Origin of the sequence: Eubacterium sp. AB3007 (assembly GCF_000688015.1) — a bacterium.
Classification (GTDB): Bacteria; Bacillota; Clostridia; order Peptostreptococcales; family Anaerovoracaceae; genus Aminicella.
In genome coordinates, this window is sequence record NZ_JIAD01000001.1 from 1636639 (window position 1) to 1657180 (window position 20542).

Below are 20542 nucleotides of genomic sequence, written 5' to 3' on the forward strand. Positions count from 1 at the left end.
TGTACTTTTCTGTTTTCTTAGAGGCTGCGCCAGAGCTCGTCAGGGTACTGCCCCTTGTCCTTCATGGACTGAAGGGCTGCCACCACGCCGGGCTTGTCCTCCTTATAAGTCACCCCATACCACTGATCAGATGACCTGAGAACACGCACCGTTGCTTTCCCATCGTCTATTAACGATTGGATAATGGAGGGGAGGAAATACTCTCCCTTCTGTGGATTCTCGGACAAAGCTTTGTCCAGGAAAGCCGGGAACCCATCGATCATCTCCTGCAGCACACCCTTGGAGAAGCCCCAGAAGTTCATGGACACGGTGGCCTCCTCCGGGAGTTCCTTCCAGGTGGCGCCATCGTCATCGGTGTAGACGATAGTGCCTTCCGGGTAGCCTTCCGCTCCGCTGCTGCGCTGGATCCTGGTGCGCTCGGTGACGCGGACCAGATTGCCGGCTTCGTCCATCTCACAAACGCCCCGGGAAACGTATCCGTTCTCGGTGAGGGTCTTGCGCAGCTGATAGCCCACCATGGCACAGCGGTACTTGTCGTCGTCCGCGGTCTTCTCCAGAAAGTCGTAGATCTCCATGAAGGCGCCGGGGCCATAGTAGTCATCCGCGTTGATCACCACGAAAGGTCCGTCGATGAGATCTCTGGCCGCCATGACGGCGTGGGCAGTGCCCCAGGGCTTGACTCGCCCCTCCGGGACGGCGTAGCCATCCGGCAGATCGTCCAGTTTCTGGTAGGCATAGCAGATCTCCATGCGCTGGCCTGCCCGCTGATCCAAAAGTTCCCGGAACGCCGGCTCATTCTCTTCCTTGATCACAAAGATCACCTTCTCGAATCCGGCCATCAGAGCATCGTACAGGCTGAAGTCCAGCAGGATCTCGCCTTGGTCGCTGATACGGTCGATCTGTTTCAGTCCACCGTAACGGGATCCCATGCCGGCGGCCATGATGAGTAATATGGGTTTGTTCATTGGTTCCTCCTCAGTTCGGACGCGCGTGACGCCGCCCTCAATATCTATTGCAGTCTCACAAAATCCTCTGCCCCGTGCTTACATACCGGGCAGACAAAATCCTCCGGAAGGGGATCTCCCTCGTAGACGTATCCACAGATGGTGCAGACCCAGCCTGTCTTCTTGGGTCCCGGTGCCGGCTTGATGTTGTCGAAATAATACTGGTAGGTGCAGGACGGCACATCTGACAGCACCTTCTCCTCTACCACTTCTCCCACGAACTCGGTGTGTGAGCCCAGGTCGACTTCCTGGGTGACCTTGACAGAGATCACTGCATTGGTGCATCCCTCTACATAGGCGATGCCGTTCGCCATGCGAGGCGGTTCTCCTACGATCTTCTCTACCTCGCGCCCGGCCTGCATACCATAGTGCTGGAAGATCTCAAAAGGAGCCTCCTGTGTCAGCACAGAAATGTTGAACTGGCCGGTAGCTTTGATCATGTCATGCGTCAGGTTGGCCTTATTGACGCAGATGGAGATCAGCGGACCATTGGCTGCCTGGATCGCCGTGTTGATGATGCAGCCGTTGTCCTTCTCTCCCTCCTTGGCGGTGAGAACGAACAGACCATATGTCAGCTTATGAATTGCACTCATATTCAATCCTCCTTCCTGGGTTCAAACACTGCCTTGCCCATGCCACAGAGCGGGCACTTGAAATCTGCTGGCAGATCTTCGAACGCTGTTCCCGGCTCGATCCCCTGCTCCGGCAGTCCCTTCTCCGGATCGTACTCCCACTTGCATGCGCCGCAGATATACTTATCCATTTAATACCTCCTTCTTTTCGAGTACTCTATCGATGATGACAGTGGCTGACAGAAGATAGGCAAAGCCCATGCTCCATCCGCCCAACACGTCGGTCACGAAGTGAACACCCACAAAGATCCGACTAAAACCGATCCCCAGGATCAAAGCGGCCAGTACGACCATCATGATGGTTACGGTACGCCGAGACACACCCTCGCTGCGCTGCATCCAGCGCCAGAACAGGAAGATCACCACCCCCAGGCAGATCATAACGTTCATGGAATGGCCGCTGGGAAAGGAGTATCCGCCCTGCTGGATCAGGTGCAGACTGCTATCGGGGCGAGGTCTGGCAAAACTGGTCTTCAGGATCTTATAGAGCCCAAACCCAATGGCTCCCGTCACCGCAGCAGGGATCCCCACGGGCCACCTGGTCCTCGGAAGGATCAACAGTACGGCAAGAAAACCGACGATGCAGACACCATCCCCGATGTGGGTGAATCGACTGAAAAAGGCGTTGGTCACCGGTCCCCGCAGACTGTACACCGCGTAATCCACGGCGTGATCAAAACTTGCTGTCCGGCCTGTCTGCACCATATATGCCACCAACACGAAAACAAGCAAGGCTGCGCCTGTGATGACAAGGCGCGCCTTGCCGGAACCTTTCTTCTTCTGTTCGATCTGGTCGTAGCTCTTTGTAGACATTCACTTTCCTCCTGCCCCCATTATACAATGAAACCCCGTTCCACGCTACCACCAATCGTTCGCAGTGCGTGAACCTGTGGATATTTCCGCGGATCTGTGGTAGAATAGCGGTATCACCAAAACAGGAGGCTATCAATGATCATCATCCGAAATATCCCCGGTATGGGACGTCTCTTCTACTCCCTCTACCGTTTCAAGAAATACGTTCCCGGCATCCGTGAAGCCTACAACGCGGGGGACATCGAGCTGGAGAAACAGCGCATCGCCGAGTCCACCCAGGTCTGGGCACAGACCATCTCCCGCATGTACGGCATGAAGGTTCAGGTCCGTGGCAAGGAAAACATTCCCGATCATGACGGTCTGGTCTTCATCTCTAACCACCAGGGCTACGGTGACATCATCGCCATGCTTCTGGCAACGGAAGGACGCCAGATCAGTTTTGTTGCCAAGGATCAGTTGTCCAAGATCCCTCTGTTCGGCATGTGGATCAAGACCATCCGTGGCGTGTTCATCCAGCGAGGCAACGCCAAGGCTGCCCTGAAATCTATTGCCGAAGCCTCTGACCTGGTGAAACAGGGCTTCAACATGGTCATCTTCCCAGAGGGCACCCGCTCCCGGGGCGGTGAGATGAAGCCTTTCAAGGCAGGCAGTTTCAAACTCGCCACCAAAGCCAAGGCCACCATCGTCCCGGTGACCATCCATGGCACCTATGACATGTTCGAGACCAGGGGCACCATCGGCCCCAGCAGCAGCGTGGTCTGTTTCCACCCGCCTGTGGATACTGCTGATCTGGACCGCCACGCCCTCCGCGAGTTGGAAGGCCAGGTGGAGGCCACGATCCGCCAGAAACTTGTCGAACTGACCGAAGAAAAAAACCGCGGGGACTTTTGATCTCCGCGGTTTTCGTCTATTCGTCGTGACTTGGCAGCGCCGACCCCGTGATGGGGATCGCCTCCCCTCCAAATGTAGGCTCCGGCTTTGTGATACAGTAGAGGAAATCTTTGTTCCTGGCCAGCACCTCCCGGATCTCCCGATTCACCTGGCCGACGTAGGTGTCCTGGTCGGCACTGGCACCGATCGCAACGATGCCCATGGCCTTCGCATCATAGAGGGCACGGTACATGTGATAGCGCTGCGTGACCACGATCATCCTCTTCACCTGAAAGATCAGATCCGCCCGGTACATGGACTCGTAGGTGGAAAACCCCGCGTGGTCGCAGAAGATGTCCTCCTCCGGCACCCCGGCATCCAGCAGGTAGTGGTACATGGTGTGTATCTCGTTGTATCCCACCTGTCCATTGTCCCCACTTACCAGGATCTTCGGCGCATACCCCTTCTGGTAGAGCTGCAGCGCCGCCTCCAGCCGATCCCGAAGCATAGGCGTCGGGCTTCCATCGTCCCGCACTCCGCATCCCAGCACCAGGATACACTGGGCGTCTATCTTCCGGAGCGCCTTCTCCTCTGCCGCATCTGGCTGCAGCCCCTTCGCCCCTATCTTCACAGCAATTCTGTCCACGGTCTTCTTCTGTACATAATTATTAACACACACCGCATACAGCCCAGCTGCCACCACCAGAGCGATCAGCAGAAATATCCCATATCCCAATAGTTTCTTCATCTTTCAATCCTTCCCCGGGCACAAAGCCCTGTGTCCGCCTTCATTATAACATTTTGCAATGGCAATGAAAATATGATACACTAACATAAATAGACTGCGAAAAACAGAAAAGCGAGGATTGTGCATGAAAAGATTTTCTGTAACAACAAGCCGTCCATACGATATCCTGGTGGGGGAGAACCTGCTTCCGCAGGTCGGCGCTCTGCTCGGGGAACAGCTCGCGCCATGCAAAGTCTCCCTGATCACGGACAGTCGCGTAAACGGCATCTACGCACAGGTGGTAATGACCTCTCTGATGGAAAACGGGTTTCAGGTTTCCAAGATCGTCTTTCCGGAAGGAGAGCACTCCAAGAACATTACCACATATAAGAATGTCCTGGAGGCGCTTTCTGAGGAGAACCTGTCTCGTTCAGACCTGATCGTCGCCCTTGGCGGCGGCGTGGTGGGGGATCTGTCGGGGTTTGCCGCCGCCACATATCTGCGGGGAATCCGCTATATTCAAGTGCCCACCACCTATCTGGCGGCTGTGGATTCCTCGGTAGGAGGCAAGACCGGCATCAACCTGCTGACCGGGAAGAACCTGGCGGGGGCCTTTTGGCAACCCTCCATGGTGATCTGTGACTACCGGACCTTTGACACGCTGGAAGACGCGGAGCGTCTTAATGGTGCCGCAGAAGCCATCAAGAGCGGGATGATCATGGAAGCGAACCTGATCGACCACGTTCTGGCCCGGGACTACGAGCATGTGATCGGCCGCTGCGTATCCATCAAGAAATCCATCGTGGAGGCGGACGAACGGGACACCGGTATGCGGCAACTCCTGAACTTCGGCCACACCATCGGTCACAGCCTGGAGAAGCTCAGCGCCTACAAGATTCCTCATGGACATGCGGTCGCCCGAGGCATGGTGGTGGAATCAAGAGCTGCTTTCCGCATGGGTTTGACGGACTTTGATGCCAGCCCATTCCTGACAGAGACTCTGCAGACGAACGGTTTTGACCTTCGCATCCCATATTCGCGGGAAGAACTCCTGAAGTACGCCCTGAACGACAAGAAGATCAGTGGGGACAACATCGCCATGGTGGTCCCGGAGGTCATCGGCAAGTGCCGGTTACAGAAGATCCCCCTTTCGGAACTGGGGCACTTCATCGAGTGTGGATTGGAATAGTCAAGAAGTCATTTTCTTTGGAATAGAAATCGAGGTGTGATTATGAGAAGAATCGTAGCAACAGACAACGCCCCTGCGGCAATCGGCCCCTATGCACAGGCAAACGTCGTAGACAACCTGGTGTTCACTTCCGGGCAGATCCCACTGGATCCGGCCACTGGAGAACTGGTCGAGGGCGGCATCCAGGAGCAGACGCATCGCGTCTTTCTGAACCTGGCGGCAGTGCTAGAGGAAGCCGGCACCAATCTGGGAAATGTAGTGAAGACGACCTGTTTCCTGTCCAACATCGATGACTTCACCGCCATGAACCAAGTCTACGGGGAGTACTTCCCCAAGGGTATCTTTCCATCCCGCTCTGCCTTTCAGGTGGCAGCGCTGCCCAAGGGCGCTCTGGTGGAGATCGAAGCCATCGCTCTCCTGAAATAGAATTGTCAACAGAACCTATCCCGGAATCCTTAGGGCATTTGTCGCTAATATTAGCGATTATTCCCCTAAGGATTCCGGCATATATGAGGAAAAACTATGGTATATGCATTTATTATGGCTGGCGGGCAAGGTACTCGCATGGGCAACACCGAAAAACCCAAGCAATTCCTGGAAATCTGCGGCAAGCCCATCCTTCTCTGGTCGGTGGAGGCATTTCGTCGCAACCCCCGTGTGGATGCGGTGCTGGTGCTCACGCCCCGGGAATGGATCCCCTATACCCGAGAACTGTTGGAAGCGGCAACACCAGATAACTCGTGCCCACGGAACACCGATTCCTCCCTCTGCCCGCTCCATCTGGTAGCTGGCGGACCGACCCGTACGGATACTCTGCTGAACGGGATCCGTTTTCTGAAGGCCCAAGGGTTATTGGACGAGGGCACCTGCCTGCTGACCCACGATGCGGTCCGCCCTTTGGTCACGGATCAGATCATCGACGCCAACATCGACTGCGTCCTGGCAGGGGGCACCTGCACCACCGCAGTGCCCGCGACGGACACCCTGCTCCACACGACTGGCAGCGTGGGCGATGCAAGCGCGACCTCTGCGGCCTCTGCCTCCTCTGGTACGCCGCTCCTGATCGACCACATTCCGGACCGCAGCCAGTACTATCTGGCCCAGACACCTCAGAGTTTTCGGGCACAGCGCTTCCTTGAGATCTGGGAAACGCTCACCGAAACGGAGCGGGCGGTCCTCACCGATGCGTCCAAAGTCTTTGTGCTGAAGGGAGAGCCAGTCACCATCGTCCCGGGACATCCCTCCAATCTGAAGATCACCTACGCCGGGGATCTGGCGGTCGCCGAAACATGGATGGCTTTGTGAATCAGAAAAAAAACGAACCGCAGTGGCTCTCCGCAGTTCGTATTCTTCTTCTATTTCCGCGCTTCCCACTCCTCCCGCAACAGGGAGAAGCACATGGAATCGCGGCACTCCCCGGTGTAGGTCTCATAGGAGCGGCGTATAGTCCCTTCATACACAAAGCCGCACTTGCTGATCACACTCTGTGATCTATGGTTTTCCGGCGCTGTACAGATGCCCACCAACGCCAGCCCGAGCTCTTCGAAGGCGAACCGCAGCACTTCCTGGCAGGCCTCCGTCATGAGCCCTTTGCCCCACTGGTCCTCTGCCAGGGAGTAGCCGATCTCACGGGAATTCTCATCCCGATGACGGTCCGGTTCCAGTCCGATGGTCCCGATGATGCGATCCTCCCCCTTCAGGCGAATCGCCCAGGACTCCGCCGGAGCGAACAACGTCGCTATGATCCCGGCGCTCTCCTCCACCGATTCGTGGGGCTTCCATCCCGCATGGGGACCCACGTTTGGATTGCTGGCATAGTCATACAGCCCCTGGGCATCCTCCAGCGTATACATGCGAAGCGTCAGTCGTTCGGTTTCCAGGTCTCTCATCTTCTCTTCTCCTATCGCAATTAGGCGATTCGTCCCAAGGGGCGGGCGTTTCGCGCGGTCTACAGGTCGTCCCAAGGGGCGGGCGTTTCGCGCGGTCTACAAGCGATTCGTCCCAAACCACAGGCTCGCCCCGCAGGCGTCCGTAGCCTTTACTCTGTCGTGCTGATGATCGTATCGTTGCTCTTGTCGATCTGGCTGACCTTCATGCGAGAAGCGTCTTCCTCGTCCACCTCTTCCTCCAGGCCAAGCAGGTCCGGACTCAGATAGACCGTGTGCAGGACTTTGTCGCCAAGGGTGACCTTGCTCTGCTCAGTGAAATTCTGCCCCTGGATGTAATACTTGCCACCCACATTGACCACCCGGTAGATCTTGATATCCTTCACGCCCATGCGCATGCCGGCCTTCTGGAAAGGATTGATCCCGCCGTACATGTAATCCTCCCCGTAGAACATATCGTAGCCCAGCACCTTCAGGTCCTTCAGATAGTCCGTCGCCGAAGCCTTCACCTTCTGGTGATAGCGAACGATGGATCCGCTGTGGATCCCCGCCCGGCCCAGCACGTTGGCCGCCAACTGATAGGTAGTCAGGTCTTTGTCCTTCTTTTTCAGGCCGTAGTTGCTCCAGATCACATACTGTGTCTGGTAGAGATCCTTTGCGTCATAGGACTCCTCCGTGATATCCAGCGCCGGGATGTGATCGCCGTACATCACAAGGATGACCGGTTCCTCGTAAGTCTTCAGAGTATCCGTCAGTTCTTTGACGAACTGATCCATCTCAAACACCTGGTTGACGTAATACTCATACTTGTTTTTCGTCTCCTCGTTCGCCGCGGAGGTGACCTGGATCTTCGGGTTCACCAACATGGGCTCCGTCGGGTATTTCCCGTGCCCCTGCACGGAGATCGTATAGATATAATCCCGGGTCTTGGAGGACTTCATCGTCTCCAGGATCTGGGAGGTGAGGATCTTGTCCTTTGCCCAGTTCTTTGGGGTGTACTCCACACCGCTCATGTACTCCACCGAGGTGAAGGAGTTGTAGCCGATGTTGTCAAACACCTCGTTCCGGTTGTAGAACAGAGCCCTGTGGTTGTGAATCGCATGGGCGGAATAGCCGATATCCGTCAGATCACTGGCCACGCTCTCCGCCGTCCGATCCGTCAGGACCGACTTGAAGGGGTACTCACCAGGGCCGAAGAACTTCACCGAGATCCCGGTCATCACCTCGAATTCCGTGTTGGCCGTTCCCGCGCCGCAGGCCGGTACCGTCAGGTTGCCCGTGGAATAGTGACGGGCCAGCTGGCGGAAGTTCGGTGTCGCAGGCTGCGATAGTTTGATATCTTTGAACTTTGTCGGATCCACAAAGGACTCCAGCTGCAGGAAGATGATGTTAGGCTTATCCTCAGAGACCGCAATATCCTTCTCTGACCTCTTCACCACTCCGCTCTTGCTGATCCCACTCTTTTTCACGATGGCCGAGACCTCCTCCTGAGAGTATCCGGCCGGCTTGCTGATGCCCTGGTTGAGCCAGGTATTGATAAAGCAGTACGGCACACCGTAATCCCGGTATGCATACGCCAGGTTTCCGAAGAAGGTAGACAGCACGTTCACACGGATCAATCCATAAGTACTTCCAAAGGCGCAGGCGATGATCAGAAGGCAGACCACCAGATTGCGCTTGAACTTGATCGCTTCCTTATGCTTCGGGCCCTTGATGAACAGGATCACGAACCCGATCACCACCAGCAGGATCACCACGCCGATCATGATGATCTGCCACATAGCCATGTAGTTGGTAAGGATGGTCGCCCCCTCGGTCATGGCCGAAAGATCCTTCATGGTAAACGGAGTCATGCGCTGGGTCAGGATCACCCCGTTGGCCACACCGATCAGCATCCACACGAAGGTGATCAGCCCGGTGACGAACATCCGCCGCTTGAACAGCGAGCCAATGCAGAGGGTCGCAAATATGATAAGTACGTTATAGAAAAACACCAGCGGGTGCTGGACCATCCACAGCAAACCACCGAGCCCCGGCAGCTGCTGTCTTCCCAGCGTTTCCAGGATCAGTTCGAGCAGAAACGCCAGCACAAGCTCATGCACCATGGAGTTGTTCAGATGTTCGTTATAGTATTGTCTTGCTTTTCTAAGTTTGTCCATACACTTACTCCTGCAGCCCGGAGAACGCATCCGCCAGCGCTGCAAACTCCTCCAGCGACAAAGTCTCCGCCCGCCTTCTGGCGTCGATGCCGGCGGTCTCCAATGCGGTTCGGATCGCGTCCTTACTGTGCCCCGTCGCTGTCAGGGAATTCAGCAGGGTTTTTCGGCGCATGGAGAATCCCGCACGCACACAGCGGAAGAACATGTCTTCGTCTATAGGGCGTACAGCGGGTTCTTCTCGAAGATCCAGCCGCAGCACGGTGGAATCCACCTTGGGCATCGGCATGAAATTCTCCTTCGGCACCTCCTCCACCGTCTCCACGGTACAGTAGTACTGCACCGCCACGGACAAAGCCCCATAGGTCCTTCCTCCCGGGGAGGCCTTGATCCTGTCCGCCACTTCCTTCTGCATCATGATGGTGATGCTCTCGCAGGGGATCCGGCTCTCCAACAGCATCATGATTATGGAGGTCGTAATATAGTAGGGAAGATTTCCGATGACCTTCACCGCCCGGTAAGGCGCGTCTTCCATCTCCTCCTGAATAAGCGCCGCCAGATCCAGTTTCATCACGTTCTCGTTGATGATCTGAATATTGTCATAGCCTCTCAGCGTGTCCGCCAAGACCACCATCAGATTGCTGTCGATCTCCACGGCGATCACCTTTCCGGCCTTCTCGGCTGCGGCGACTGTCAACACACCGATGCCGGGACCGATCTCAATGATCAGATCCGAAGGTCCGATGTCCGCGCCTTCCACGATCCCATCGATGACCTCCTTGCTGGTCAGGAAATTCTGCCCCAGGCTCTTGGAGAACCGAAATCCATATTTACTCTTGATCGCTCTGATCACTGCAGGATCGTATAGCTTCATAGTATTCCTTTCTTGTAATCCCAAACCCGTTCAGTTTTGCCAGGAAGGTCTTCCCGTTTCCGTACCCGATGCCCAGAGCCTCTCCCAGCTGCTCTCTTCGGACCCGGCTTCCCGGTCCGATCAGCCCCTCCGCCGCCAGGTCCTCTGTGGTGAACGCCTCTTCATCGTCTCTGGACGCAGGGCTTTGTGCACGGGCACCCGCAAGTGCCTGCCGGATCGCCTCGGGGCTCGCATTCTCCACGCCCACATCGCCGTCACGGAGCGCCTCCGACTTGGGGAGGAACGCTTCCTTGCATCCGGGGTAGCGTGTCCGGATCTGTCGCCGGATGTACTCGCCGGGGTAGTCCGGGTCTGTCAGCACGATGATCCCCCGGGTGTGGACGGCCTTGTCGATCTGGCGCCACATCTCCTCGCTCATACCAAAGCCGTGGGTCTCTATGGTCTGGGCATCCACCGCCCGCCGAATGGCGGCCGTGTCATCACGCCCTTCCACCACGATGATCTCTTGAATCTTCTCCATGCTCTATCCTCTGCGGATCGTGTCCTTCCCTCCGCTATCTGTTGTCATCTGCGCTCTTGTCGGTGGCTTCCTCGTCCTGCTTACTCTTGTCCTTGATGTAGAGGACCTCTCCCGGCTTCACCATGTTCAGCTGCTTGCGGGCCTGCTCCTCGATATAGTTCAGGTCGTTGACCTTCTGCAGCTCCAGTTCCAGCTGGGCTTTTTCCTTCTTCAGGGCCTTGTTCTCCTTCTCCAGGTCGCCCTTCTCTGACCACAGGTCTATGATCGTCTTGGCTGAGACGCCAAACACGATCACCAGTGCGGCGACCACGGTGATCAGAAGGATCCTGGTGGGGTTCAGCCACCGCCTTCTTCGTCTCCGTCTTCTTCTCTCTTCCCGTTCGTCCATCCCGTTTACTCCCCTTGTTGTTTCAACCACACCTCTGCCTCCTCCAGGCGGAGGGGCACGCAGGTACACCGTTCTCCCAGATCGGTGACCCCGGTATCGTGGCATTTCTCGCACAGATACCTGTGGTCGGTGTAGTCCATCTCGTATTCGTTATCGGTGAGGAGCACCGCTCTCTCCATGGAGAGGGACTCCATCTGCTCCCGTATTTCCTGCCCTTCTTCGGCCCGGCCGCTGATCAACGCCTTGGACATCATGGCGCCCAGCTCGCGGTAACGCTCATCGATCTCCCGTATGCGGGGAATGGATGCGTATACCTCGCTGCGGCGCTGGGAAGCCTCCTCATCTCCTTTCAGGCGCAGATACTCGTAGTACTGCTTCAGCTGGGCATTGGTCACATTCACCTGCCGGTTCACATCGGTGCCACGGGACTCGGATTCCTTCCGCCAGCCCAGCAGAACTTTGTTCACATAGTTGAAGTTGGGGCTGGAGATGCCGGAGGTCTTGCTGCAGGCATCCAGGATCCGCTCCATGGAGAACCCGTACTCGTCGAACCACCGGTCGATCATCTCGCGCTCGGTCTCGGTGATGCCCCGGTTGAACCCCAGCGCCTGCATGATCCGCTTCCGCTGGTAGTGCCGCTGATCTGTCTCTTGCAGGTGGAGGCTGATCTCCTCCACAGAGGTATGCCCCTCTGCTACCCAGTTGTGGAGCACCGTCTCGATGTAGCGCATGTTGGTCTTCCCCTTCTCCGCACAGTACCGGAAACAGTAGAGCACCAGGTCTCCGGAGATGTGCTCATCCACGATCCAGCTGATCACCTTCCGGACCTCGGTGGAACTCATGCTCCGTTCCATGATCTTCTCGATCTGTCCAAAGGTCTCCTTCAGCTGTTCGTTGCCGAACACCTTCTCCTCCCCCCGCTTGGGGGCCGGCAGGGGTTCATCGTTCTTCCCGTACATCTGCTGCCGCAGATCCAGGAACTCCACCGTGAAATCAAGCTCGCCGCTGGCATCAAAATAGATCTTCCGGATCGCTCCCATTTTCTCCCAGTACGTCCAGGCATCTCCCACCTGCTTCTCTGAGAGCCCCAGCTGCCGGGCGATCATCTGGTCGTTCATCTCCATATCAAAACCGGCGTACATGCTCGCGTAGATGTACACCTTGACATAGTCTCCCGGCGCCGCCGGCAGATACTCGTTAATGAAGATATTCTCTACCTGCGTTCCCTGCAGGTAGACATCTCTGCTCTTTTCTCTGATGTATTTCATGGTCCTCCAAGCGCAGGCACAAAGCCTTCGGCGCATGCCGCGGTGTGCCGCGCCCTATCCCTACGCCATATCGCTGAACTTGGTGTATCTGGCCACCCAGGTCAACTCGATCTTCTTGGTCTGGCCACTTCTGTGCTTGGCCAGGTTGACCTCGCAGACACCGGGCTTCTCTGTCTCTTCGTTATAGTAGTCGTCTCTGTACAGGAACATGACGATATCCGCGTCCTGCTCGATGGAGCCGGATTCTCTCAGGTCCGACAGCTTGGGGCGCTTGTCGTCCCGCTGCTCCGGCCCACGGGAAAGCTGGGACAGCACGATCACCGGGCAATCCAGTTCTCTGGCCATCAGCTTCAGGTTCCTGGTCAGCGCACTGATCTGCTGCTGCCGGCTCTCGATGCGGCTGTCTGCATTCATCAGTTGCAGGTAGTCGATGAGCACCAGATCCAATCCGGACTCCGCCTTCATCCGGCGGCACTTGTTCTTGATCTCAAAGATCGTCAGGTTGGGTGTGTCATCGATGTTGATGGTGGCCTGGGACATGGCGTCCATGGCCAGCATCAGGCGATCCCAGTCGTTGCGGTCAAGCGTCCCCTTCTTTAGGTTCTCAGAGTCCACTCTGGCTTCCATGGCTAGGAGCCGGTTGCCCAGTTCCTCCTTGGACATCTCCAGACTGAACAGGAGCACGGCCTTCTTTCCCTTCAGGGCCGCGTTCTGCGCGATGTTCAGTGCAAACGCCGTCTTTCCCATGGCCGGTCTGGCCGCCACGATGACCAGTGTAGACTTCTGCAGTCCGCCGGTGACCTCGTCCAGGGCTCTGAATCCCGTGGTCACCCCGCGGATCTTTCCCTGGTTCTGCACCGCCTCGTTGATCAACTCGATATCCCGGAGCATGACCTCCCCGATGGGGGTGTAATCCCGGCTTTGTCTGGACTGAGCAATGCGGAAGATCTCCTGCTCCGCATAGTTCAGGATGTCCTTGGGATCCTGATCCGCATCGAACCCACGCTCCCGGATCGTCTCCGCTGTGAGGATCATGGTGCGCAGTGCCGATTTCTCTGCAACGATCCTGGCGTATTCTCCCACATTCACCGCAGAAGGCACCTCGCTGGACAGTGATGCCACGTAGCTCCGTCCCCCCGCAAGCTGGAGCACCTTCCGGCGCTTCATCTCGTCGCAGACGGTGACGATATCCACAGACTTGTTGTCCTTGTACATATCCGTCATGGTGGCAAAGATCTCCCGGTTGGCACCGTCGTAGAAATCCTCCGGCTTCACCAGTTCGATGGCATCGGCCAACGCCTCCTTGCTCAGCAGGCCGGCACCGATCACAGAACGCTCCGCTTCCAGATTGTTTGGAGGGATCTTCTCAGCCATCAGTCTACCACCTTAACCGTAAGCTCAGCGTTCACACCGCTGTAGAGCTTGATGGGAACATTGAATACCCCCAGCGCCTTGATGGGGCTTTCCAGAGACATTTTCTTCTTGTCGATCTTGATGCCGTGCTGGCGCTCCAGCTCAGCGCTGATCTCCTTGGTGGTGATGGAGCCGAACAGCCGACCACCTGTGCCCGCCTTGGTGAGGATGGTCACATCGATCTTCTCGATCTTCTCGGCCAGTTCTTCCGCCGCGGCCTTCGCCGCCGCTTCTTCCTCAGCCTGCTTCGCCTTCACCTTCTCCAGCGTGTTGATGTTTCCCTTGGTGGCCTCGATCGCATACCCCTTGGGGATCAGCATGTTCCGGGCATAGCCGTCACTGACCTTCACAACCTCACCGGCCTTGCCGGTTCCCTTCACGTCCCTTTTCAATATTACGATCATATGTCTACCTCTTTTCTGCTAATTCTTCCAATATATTACGGATCTCCTCCAACGCCTCTTTCGGCGTGAGATCCACCTGGGCTCCCGCCGTGGTCAAATGTCCGCCGCCGCCCATTTTCTCCATGATCACCTGCACGTTGACCTCTCCCAGAGATCTGGCGCTGATCACCGTTTCGCCCTGTTCATTTCTGCCAGTCACAAAACTGGCCCGCACGCCCTTCATGTTCAGCAGCTCATCGGCTACCTGCGAGTGGATGATCTGGGCGTCCCGGTTATTTCCCCGGCAGATAGAGGTGGCTACCCCGTCCTCGTGGATGGTGGCCGAGGAGATGCAGTGTGCCCGCACCTTGAACGCCTCCATATCCACCTGGAAAAAACGTTTGACTTCTGTGGTGTCCGCACCCGAACGGCGAAGCCAGGCTGCCGCCTCGAACGTCCGCACCCCGGTCTTTACCGCAAATCGATTGGTGTCGATGGTGATTCCTCCCAGAAGTGCTTCTGCCTCCAGTTTCTCCAGTGCCCGTTTCTTCCCGGCATACTGCAGGATCTCTGCTACCAGTTCCGAAGCGGAAGAGGCGTAGGATTCGATATACTGCAACGAAGTATTCTGGATGATGTCCGCCGACCGCCTGTGGTGGTCGATCACAGCGATATGCCCCACCTTCTCCAACAGCTCCGGGCAGTCCACAAAGCTTCTCCGGTGGGTATCTACCACGATGAGCAGGGTGTTCCCATCGGCCATTTCCTGGGCCTTCTCCCCATTCGCAAAGTTGTATTTCTCGCTCTCCTCTGCCTGATCATAGATCAGCTGCAGTGAGTCATTGACCTCTGACAGCACGATGGTGGCATCCCTTCCCTGCATCTTGCAGAGGCGGAACATACCCATGGCCGATCCAAAACAGTCCATGTCCGGGTTCCGATGGCCCATGATCATTACACGATCTGCGTCATCGATCAGCTGGTTCAGCCGATGCGCGATCACGCGAGAACGTCCTTTGTTGGTCTTCTCTACCGTCTGGAGCATCCCCCCATAGTAGTCGGTCTGCTCTCCTTCCTTGACGACCGCCTGATCGCCGCCTCTTCCCAGCGCCATGTCGATGGCCGAGACTGCGTAATCTTCCGTCTCCTGGAAGTCCTCTCCCAGCACACCTATCCCGATGGACAGGCTGACAGGAAAATCCGCTTCGGATTCTATGCTCCTGGCCTCATCCAGAATGGGGAACTTGTCCTCCCGCATCTTCTTCAGATAAGAGTATTGGAAATATATGACATACTCGTCTTCCTTGTGCTTGATGATGGATCCACGGATCTCCGAAGCCCACTTCCGGATCGTTTTGTCAAGCTGGGACGAGATGTCCATCCTCATGTCCGGCAGTGTACTGGCCATCAGTTCATCGTAGTTGTCGATTCTGACGATGCAGCAACAAAGCCTTCCTTCCTCGTAGTTCTTCCGTACATCCTCATAGCTTGTCACATCATCGAAAAACACGAATATGTTGTTGTTCTGTTCCGACATGTTCATGCTGGCGAACAGCCGAAAACTCTTCCCATTGCGCTCAATGGTCTTGTAATCCGAACTTTCTGCCGTCTCGGTCAGCCCGGCGATCTTCACTCCCGTAAGCTGGAAGAAATCGCTCCCCACCAGACCATCGTACAGGAACACCTCGTTCATATGTGCGTTGCAGCTGACGATCTTTCCACTCTCGTCCACCACGCACATCGGCAACGGAACAGATCCCGCCATGTCTTTTTCAAATACTGTCTCAGCCATGAAATTACCTCTCGCTATCGTCACTGCCCCTGGGCAGTTCGTAATATATCGATCAGTCTGTTCAAGTCACCCTGATCGTAGTACTCGATCTCGATACTCCCTTTCTTTCCCTTCTGATGGATAGACACCCTGGTGCCATAGATCTCTTTCAGTTCTTCCTCCACCCTCTGGACATCTGCATCCTTGGGTTTCAGAGCCTTCTGTGTATTTCTGCTCTGCTTCTCAGGCGCCTTCGCCAGCTTTTCTGCTTCCCGTACAGAGATCCCTTCCTCCGTGATCTTGCGACACACCTGTTCACGACGGGATTTCTCTTTTATAGACAACAGTGCACGGGCGTGTCCCGTGCTCATCTTCCCCTCTGCCAGCATTGTCTGCATTTCCTGCGGCAGCTTCAGCAGTCGCAGGGAATTGGTGATATACGGTCGGCTCTTACTGACGCTTCTGGAAACTTCTTCCTGCGTCATGCCATAGGCTCGGATCATCTCATTCAGCCCCTGAGCTTCTTCGATCGGATTCAGATCCTCTCTCTGCATGTTTTCTATGATCGCGATGAGCATGTTGTCCTCATCGGAATACTCTCTCACCAGACAGGGAACCTGCGGCAGCCCTGCTTCTCTCGCCGCTCTGTAACGTCGTTCCCCAGCTACGATCTCATACCCGGCCCCCTTCGGGCGCACCACAAGAGGCTGGATGATCCCGTGCTCCCTGATGGAGTCTGCCAGTTCTGCGATTCTCTCCGGATCGAAGTTCTTACGTGGCTGATTGACATTCGGCTTGATCTCGTTGATATCCAAATATAAAACAGTCCGCCCGTCCGATGCCCCTCGCGGATCTTCTGCCGCCTCAGGTTCCGGCGCTACCGGTGCCTGATCTGCAAACAGCGCGTCCAGCCCACGGCCCAGGCCTCTTGCCTTTTTGTTTTTACCTGCCATTCAGCTCTTCCTCTCTCTCCAGAAACTCTTCTGCAAACTCCCTGTATGCCTGTGCTCCCTTTGATCTGGAGTCATACTCTACCACCGGCAGCCCGTAACTGGGCGCCTCTGCCAATCGGATATTCCTTGGGATGACCGTGGAATACACCTTGGCCCCAAAGTATTTCTTCACCTCCTGGACTACCTGGATCGACAGGTTGGTTCTGCCATCGAACATGCTCAACACGACGCCTTCCACATCCAGGTTCGGATTCATGTTCTTCCGTACAAGGTCGATCGTGCTCATGAGCTGGCTCACACCTTCCAGTGCATAGAACTCACACTGGATCGGGATCAGCACACTTTCCACCGCAGTCAGCGAGTTGATGGTCAGGATTCCCAGCGAAGGAGGGCAGTCGATCAGAATATAGTCATAGTACTGCCGGATACGGTCGATCGCCTTCTTCAGACGCTTCTCTCTTCCCTCCAGTTGTACCAGCTCGATTTCCGCGCCTGCCAGGCTCACGTTAGCAGGAATCAGATCCAGGTTGGGGACAGCGGTATGCAACACCACTCTCCTGGGGTCGAAATTTTCGTGCACCAGAAGCTCATACACCGTATACTTCAACGCTTTCTTGGAGATTCCGATCCCACTGGTGGTATTCCCCTGCGGGTCGATATCCAGCATCAGGACCTTCTTCCCCATCTGCGCCAGACACGCTGCAAGATTGATATTGGTCGTGGTCTTTCCTACGCCACCTTTCTGGTTAAATATAGCGATTGCCTTTCCCAATTGAAACCTCCTGCTTCCCTATTTTCATTCTTTTCCCTATTATATCCTACATTGCAGGATTTTACTACTGTTTTGGCGAAAAATGTTTCACGTGAAACAATTTCAGACTATTTTCTTTCTCCTTGATCTATCTAATGGGGGTCTTCGCCGGCTTTCCTGGCTGCCTCGGGTATTTCTTCGGTGTCGGAACCACTTTGGAAATGGTCAGAAGCGTGCGCCGTTGTTCGTATAGCTCCAGCGCACATACATCGGCCAAATCCCCGCCAAGAATTCGAATCGCCTTCTTGGCGTTGTTGCATTCCTCCACCACATCGCCTGATTTGTAGGAAACAAAGAAACCTCCAACCTTCACAAACGGCAGACAGTATTCTGTCAATACGGCAAGGTCAGCAACGGCTCTGGACACACAAAGGTCATATTGCTCTCTGTGGGTTCGCTCTCGCCCCAGATCCTCCGCTCTCGCATGGATGACCTCTACGTTTTGAATCCCGCACTCCGCACACATTTCTCTGACAAGATCCATCCGCTTCCTGAGAGAATCCATCAGAACAAAGCTCTTTTCCGGCGACAATATCGCCAGGGGAACTCCCGGAAATCCTCCTCCCGTTCCCACATCGATGATTTTCTTCGCCTTCTGGTATGCTTCCTTATTATATATAGCCACAGAATCCAGAAAATGTTTCACGTGAAACTCTTCCGGATCTTTGATGGCGGTCAGGTTAACTTTCTCGTTGTTAGCAAGCACCAGTTCCATGTATTTCTGAAACTGGGCAAGCTGCTCTTCTGTCACGGGAATGTTCAGTTCCTCTAGCCCGCGCTGTAATAGATCGCTCATCCTCTGCTCCTTCCCATCTTCTCCAGCCAGATCAGCAGCACGCTGATATCAGCCGGTGATACTCCGCTGATCCTGGAGGCCTGCCCCACGGAAGCGGGACGGATCGTTGCCAGCTTCTGTGCTGCCTCGAGCCGCAGTCCCTCGATCTCCTCGTAAGGCAGATCAGAGGATAGTCGCTTGGACTCCAGCTTCTTGAATCTTTCCACCTGCGCCATCTGCTTGCGTATGTATCCCTCGTACTTGATCCGTACTTCCACGCAGTTCCTCTCGTGCAGAGTCAATGCCGGACGCGCGGGATCGATCTCCGCCAGTTCTGCATAGGATAGCTCCGGCCGCTTCATCAATTCACATAGCGATACTCGCTTCTGCAGAGGACTGCTGTCGTGGGCGATCAAAAAGGCATCTGCATCCGCCGGCCCCACCAAGGTTTTTTCCAGCCGTTGGACTTCCTTCTCTACCGCCTGCTTCTTTTTCAGAAATCTCTGATATCTTGCATCCGAGACCAATCCTACGGCATATCCCTTCTCTGTCAAACGCTCGTCTGCATTGTCTTGCCTCAGAACCAGCCTATATTCCGCTCTGCTCGTCATAATTCTGTAAGGTTCATTAGTACCTTTGGTCACGAGATCGTCGATCAGAACGCCAATATAAGCCTCGCTTCTGTCCAGAATAAGGAAATCTTTGCCATTTATTTCCAATGCCGCATTGATCCCGGCCATCAATCCCTGGGCAGCCGCCTCCTCGTACCCGGAACTTCCGTTCAGCTGTCCGCCACAAAAAAGGCCTCTGCAACACTTGGTCTCCAGACTCGGATAGAGATCCAACGGGTCGATGCAGTCGTATTCGATGGCATAGGCCGGGCGCACGATCTCGATATGCTCCAGGCCGGGTATGGTGTGATAGAAATCCCGCTGCACATCCAGCGGCAGACTGGAGCTCATTCCCTGGATGTACATCTCGTCAGTATCGAGCCCCTCTGGTTCGACAAACAGCTGATGCCGCTTCTTGTCGGCGAATCGATGGACTTTGTCCTCAATGCTGGGACAGTACCTGGGGCCGATGCCCTCGATCTCTCCGCCGAACAAAGCCGACCGATGAAAGTTCCGCCGGATCACGTCGTGGGTCTCCTCGTTGGTGTAGGTGAGCCAGCATGCTACCTGCTCCCGCTCCAGAGAATCGTTCATGAAGGAGAAGGGCACCACGGGAGCATCACCCTCCTGGCGGGTCATCTTGTCGTAATCGAAGGTGGGAGCCAGGGCCCGTGCCGGCGTTCCCGTCTTGAACCGGCGCAGCTTCAGCCCCAGTTTCTCCAGGCTGGCGGACAGATGCTCCGCCGAGGCCAACCCGTCCGGACCCGAGGAGTAACTGCTGTCCCCGATGAAGATCTTCCCCTTCAGAAAAGTTCCGGTAGCCAGCACTACGGCCTTGCATCGATAGAGGGCGTGACTTCTGGTGAGCACGCCGGTGACATGGCCGTGCTCCGCCAGGATCTCCACCACCTCGTCCTGCCGCATATGCAGGTGGGGGGTGCGCTCGATGGTCTTCTTCATTTCTGTGTGATACCTTGCTTTGTCCGCCTGGGCACGAAGAGAATGCACCGCCGGCCCCTTGGCCGTATTCAGCATCCTGCTCTGGATGAAGGTCTTGTCGATGTTGACCCCCATCTCACCCCCCAGCGCGTCGATCTCCCGCACCAGGTGTCCCTTGCCCGTGCCCCCGATGGAGGGGTTGCAGGGCATCATGGCGATGGCGGCCAGGTTGATGGAGAACATCACCGTCTCCATGCCCATCCTGGCAGCGGCCAGCGCGGCCTCGCATCCCGCGTGCCCGGCCCCCACCACGATAACATCGTATTCGCCCATAAGTACTTGCTCCATAGTCTTTCTCCTTATTCGTACTATTGTACCGCAAATACATGGAAATTGCAATTTCGGGAAAAAGGTTTGTGGGCCCACCGAAACCTGAGAGTGGGCCCGCCGTGGTCCCTGCCGAAACCTGAGAGTGGGCCCGCCGGCTTCGGAGGCGAGGGCATCTGGCGCTTGTTATAATTACTCACTCGCCGTATACTGTGCTTCTTCTGCAACCTGT

Annotated in this window: 22 protein-coding genes; 4 read left to right on the plus strand and 18 right to left on the minus strand. The window is 55.9% G+C overall.

The annotated features are described in order from the left end of the window. Positions 1-17: 17 nt before the first annotated feature. Genes P156_RS0107740 through P156_RS12880 form a run of 4 tightly spaced genes read right to left on the minus strand, consistent with a single transcriptional unit; the run spans position 18 to position 2449 of the window. The gene (locus P156_RS0107740) at positions 18-965 is read right to left on the minus strand and encodes a sugar phosphate nucleotidyltransferase (protein ID WP_027869634.1); all 948 of its coding nucleotides are present in this window, start codon (positions 963-965) and stop codon (positions 18-20) included. A gap of 44 nt (positions 966-1009) precedes the next feature. Continuing rightward, positions 1010-1597, minus strand: coding sequence for a flavin reductase (locus tag P156_RS0107745; protein WP_369770478.1), 588 nt, complete (start codon positions 1595-1597; stop codon positions 1010-1012). Positions 1598-1599: 2 nt separating this feature from the next. Further along, positions 1600-1767 (minus strand): rubredoxin, encoded by a 168-nt coding sequence (locus P156_RS13145; protein WP_081818509.1) that lies wholly within the window; start codon positions 1765-1767, stop codon positions 1600-1602. Then, complete coding sequence (locus P156_RS12880; RefSeq protein WP_051600832.1) at positions 1760-2449, minus strand: phosphatase PAP2 family protein; 690 nt, start codon at positions 2447-2449, stop codon at positions 1760-1762. Before P156_RS12880 ends, P156_RS13145 begins: the two co-directional genes overlap by 8 nt. A gap of 135 nt (positions 2450-2584) precedes the next feature. Between P156_RS12880 and P156_RS12060 the strand changes: the two genes are divergently transcribed. Continuing rightward, the gene (locus tag P156_RS12060) at positions 2585-3340 is read left to right on the plus strand and encodes a 1-acyl-sn-glycerol-3-phosphate acyltransferase (protein WP_051600834.1); all 756 of its coding nucleotides are present in this window, start codon (positions 2585-2587) and stop codon (positions 3338-3340) included. Between the two features lie 16 nt (positions 3341-3356). Here the strand turns inward: P156_RS12060 and P156_RS12065 are convergent, their stop codons facing one another. Beyond that, positions 3357-4067, minus strand: a complete 711-nt coding sequence (locus P156_RS12065) for a vancomycin high temperature exclusion protein (protein ID WP_051600837.1) — start codon at positions 4065-4067, stop codon at positions 3357-3359. A 124-nt stretch (positions 4068-4191) separates the two neighbouring features. Between P156_RS12065 and aroB the strand changes: the two genes are divergently transcribed. The 3 genes from aroB (at position 4192) to P156_RS0107780 (ending at position 6540) form a co-directional block, all read left to right on the plus strand. Further along, a complete protein-coding gene (gene aroB / locus P156_RS0107770) occupies positions 4192-5235 on the plus strand; it encodes a 3-dehydroquinate synthase (protein WP_027869636.1) in 1044 nt (347 codons plus the stop codon). 42 nt (positions 5236-5277) lie between these two features. After that, positions 5278-5661, plus strand: coding sequence for a RidA family protein (locus P156_RS0107775; RefSeq protein ID WP_027869637.1), 384 nt, complete (start codon positions 5278-5280; stop codon positions 5659-5661). 96 nt (positions 5662-5757) lie between these two features. Continuing rightward, positions 5758-6540 carry a 2-C-methyl-D-erythritol 4-phosphate cytidylyltransferase gene (locus tag P156_RS0107780; RefSeq protein WP_027869638.1) on the plus strand — a complete coding sequence of 261 codons (783 nt, stop codon included), beginning with the start codon at positions 5758-5760 and terminating at the stop codon, positions 6538-6540. Positions 6541-6590: 50 nt separating this feature from the next. On the opposite strand, the gene P156_RS0107785 is transcribed toward P156_RS0107780, so the two are convergent. The 13 genes from P156_RS0107785 to mnmG all read right to left on the minus strand — a co-directional run bounded on the left by P156_RS0107785 (position 6591) and on the right by mnmG (position 20331). Next, positions 6591-7124, minus strand: a complete 534-nt coding sequence (locus P156_RS0107785; RefSeq protein ID WP_027869639.1) for a GNAT family N-acetyltransferase — start codon at positions 7122-7124, stop codon at positions 6591-6593. Between the two features lie 149 nt (positions 7125-7273). Then, entirely contained in the window at positions 7274-9280 is a 2007-nt protein-coding gene (locus tag P156_RS12070) for an LTA synthase family protein (RefSeq protein ID WP_034803157.1), read from the minus strand. Between the two features lie 4 nt (positions 9281-9284). Next, positions 9285-10151: a 16S rRNA (adenine(1518)-N(6)/adenine(1519)-N(6))-dimethyltransferase RsmA gene (rsmA, locus tag P156_RS0107795; protein WP_027869640.1), complete on the minus strand. Its 867-nt coding sequence runs from the start codon at positions 10149-10151 to the stop codon at positions 9285-9287. Beyond that, positions 10108-10671 carry a ribonuclease M5 gene (gene rnmV, locus P156_RS0107800; protein WP_027869641.1) on the minus strand — a complete coding sequence of 188 codons (564 nt, stop codon included), beginning with the start codon at positions 10669-10671 and terminating at the stop codon, positions 10108-10110. The genes rsmA and rnmV overlap by 44 nt, the downstream gene beginning before the upstream one ends. 34 nt (positions 10672-10705) lie before the next feature. Then, entirely contained in the window at positions 10706-11089 is a 384-nt protein-coding gene (locus P156_RS12075; RefSeq protein ID WP_185752169.1) for a septum formation initiator family protein, read from the minus strand. Next, on the minus strand, positions 11065-12327 hold the full coding sequence (locus tag P156_RS0107810) for a DnaD domain protein (RefSeq protein ID WP_027869642.1): 1263 nt from the start codon (positions 12325-12327) through the stop codon (positions 11065-11067). Before P156_RS0107810 ends, P156_RS12075 begins: the two co-directional genes overlap by 25 nt. A gap of 60 nt (positions 12328-12387) precedes the next feature. Further along, a complete protein-coding gene (gene dnaB, locus P156_RS0107815) occupies positions 12388-13701 on the minus strand; it encodes a replicative DNA helicase (protein WP_027869643.1) in 1314 nt (437 codons plus the stop codon). After that, the gene (rplI, locus tag P156_RS0107820; protein WP_027869644.1) at positions 13701-14144 is read right to left on the minus strand and encodes a 50S ribosomal protein L9; all 444 of its coding nucleotides are present in this window, start codon (positions 14142-14144) and stop codon (positions 13701-13703) included. Before rplI ends, dnaB begins: the two co-directional genes overlap by 1 nt. A 4-nt stretch (positions 14145-14148) precedes the next feature. Next, entirely contained in the window at positions 14149-15915 is a 1767-nt protein-coding gene (locus P156_RS12080) for a DHH family phosphoesterase (RefSeq protein WP_034802394.1), read from the minus strand. Between the two features lie 20 nt (positions 15916-15935). Continuing rightward, the gene (locus P156_RS0107830) at positions 15936-16847 is read right to left on the minus strand and encodes a ParB/RepB/Spo0J family partition protein (RefSeq protein ID WP_027869645.1); all 912 of its coding nucleotides are present in this window, start codon (positions 16845-16847) and stop codon (positions 15936-15938) included. Beyond that, a complete protein-coding gene (locus P156_RS0107835) occupies positions 16837-17619 on the minus strand; it encodes a ParA family protein (RefSeq protein WP_027869646.1) in 783 nt (260 codons plus the stop codon). Before P156_RS0107835 ends, P156_RS0107830 begins: the two co-directional genes overlap by 11 nt. Positions 17620-17746: 127 nt before the next feature. Beyond that, positions 17747-18454, minus strand: coding sequence for a 16S rRNA (guanine(527)-N(7))-methyltransferase RsmG (rsmG, locus tag P156_RS0107840; RefSeq protein ID WP_027869647.1), 708 nt, complete (start codon positions 18452-18454; stop codon positions 17747-17749). Continuing rightward, entirely contained in the window at positions 18451-20331 is a 1881-nt protein-coding gene (gene mnmG, locus P156_RS0107845; protein ID WP_027869648.1) for a tRNA uridine-5-carboxymethylaminomethyl(34) synthesis enzyme MnmG, read from the minus strand. Before mnmG ends, rsmG begins: the two co-directional genes overlap by 4 nt. Positions 20332-20542: the final 211 nt, after the last annotated feature.

What these genes read in the sequence shown, in the direction of transcription:
- P156_RS0107740 (WP_027869634.1), bottom strand. Translation starts at nt 965, where the DNA reads ATGAACAAACCCATATTACTCATCATGGCCGCCGGCATGGGATCCCGT.
- P156_RS0107745 (WP_369770478.1), bottom strand. Translation starts at nt 1,597, where the DNA reads ATGAGTGCAATTCATAAGCTGACATATGGTCTGTTCGTTCTCACCGCC.
- P156_RS13145 (WP_081818509.1), bottom strand. Translation starts at nt 1,767, where the DNA reads ATGGATAAGTATATCTGCGGCGCATGCAAGTGGGAGTACGATCCGGAG.
- P156_RS12880 (WP_051600832.1), bottom strand. Translation starts at nt 2,449, where the DNA reads ATGTCTACAAAGAGCTACGACCAGATCGAACAGAAGAAGAAAGGTTCC.
- P156_RS12060 (WP_051600834.1), top strand. Translation starts at nt 2,585, where the DNA reads ATGATCATCATCCGAAATATCCCCGGTATGGGACGTCTCTTCTACTCC.
- P156_RS12065 (WP_051600837.1), bottom strand. Translation starts at nt 4,067, where the DNA reads ATGAAGAAACTATTGGGATATGGGATATTTCTGCTGATCGCTCTGGTG.
- aroB (WP_027869636.1), top strand. Translation starts at nt 4,192, where the DNA reads ATGAAAAGATTTTCTGTAACAACAAGCCGTCCATACGATATCCTGGTG.
- P156_RS0107775 (WP_027869637.1), top strand. Translation starts at nt 5,278, where the DNA reads ATGAGAAGAATCGTAGCAACAGACAACGCCCCTGCGGCAATCGGCCCC.
- P156_RS0107780 (WP_027869638.1), top strand. Translation starts at nt 5,758, where the DNA reads ATGGTATATGCATTTATTATGGCTGGCGGGCAAGGTACTCGCATGGGC.
- P156_RS0107785 (WP_027869639.1), bottom strand. Translation starts at nt 7,124, where the DNA reads ATGAGAGACCTGGAAACCGAACGACTGACGCTTCGCATGTATACGCTG.
- P156_RS12070 (WP_034803157.1), bottom strand. Translation starts at nt 9,280, where the DNA reads ATGGACAAACTTAGAAAAGCAAGACAATACTATAACGAACATCTGAAC.
- rsmA (WP_027869640.1), bottom strand. Translation starts at nt 10,151, where the DNA reads ATGAAGCTATACGATCCTGCAGTGATCAGAGCGATCAAGAGTAAATAT.
- rnmV (WP_027869641.1), bottom strand. Translation starts at nt 10,671, where the DNA reads ATGGAGAAGATTCAAGAGATCATCGTGGTGGAAGGGCGTGATGACACG.
- P156_RS0107810 (WP_027869642.1), bottom strand. Translation starts at nt 12,327, where the DNA reads ATGAAATACATCAGAGAAAAGAGCAGAGATGTCTACCTGCAGGGAACG.
- dnaB (WP_027869643.1), bottom strand. Translation starts at nt 13,701, where the DNA reads ATGGCTGAGAAGATCCCTCCAAACAATCTGGAAGCGGAGCGTTCTGTG.
- rplI (WP_027869644.1), bottom strand. Translation starts at nt 14,144, where the DNA reads ATGATCGTAATATTGAAAAGGGACGTGAAGGGAACCGGCAAGGCCGGT.
- P156_RS12080 (WP_034802394.1), bottom strand. Translation starts at nt 15,915, where the DNA reads ATGGCTGAGACAGTATTTGAAAAAGACATGGCGGGATCTGTTCCGTTG.
- P156_RS0107830 (WP_027869645.1), bottom strand. Translation starts at nt 16,847, where the DNA reads ATGGCAGGTAAAAACAAAAAGGCAAGAGGCCTGGGCCGTGGGCTGGAC.
- rsmG (WP_027869647.1), bottom strand. Translation starts at nt 18,454, where the DNA reads ATGAGCGATCTATTACAGCGCGGGCTAGAGGAACTGAACATTCCCGTG.
- mnmG (WP_027869648.1), bottom strand. Translation starts at nt 20,331, where the DNA reads ATGGAGCAAGTACTTATGGGCGAATACGATGTTATCGTGGTGGGGGCC.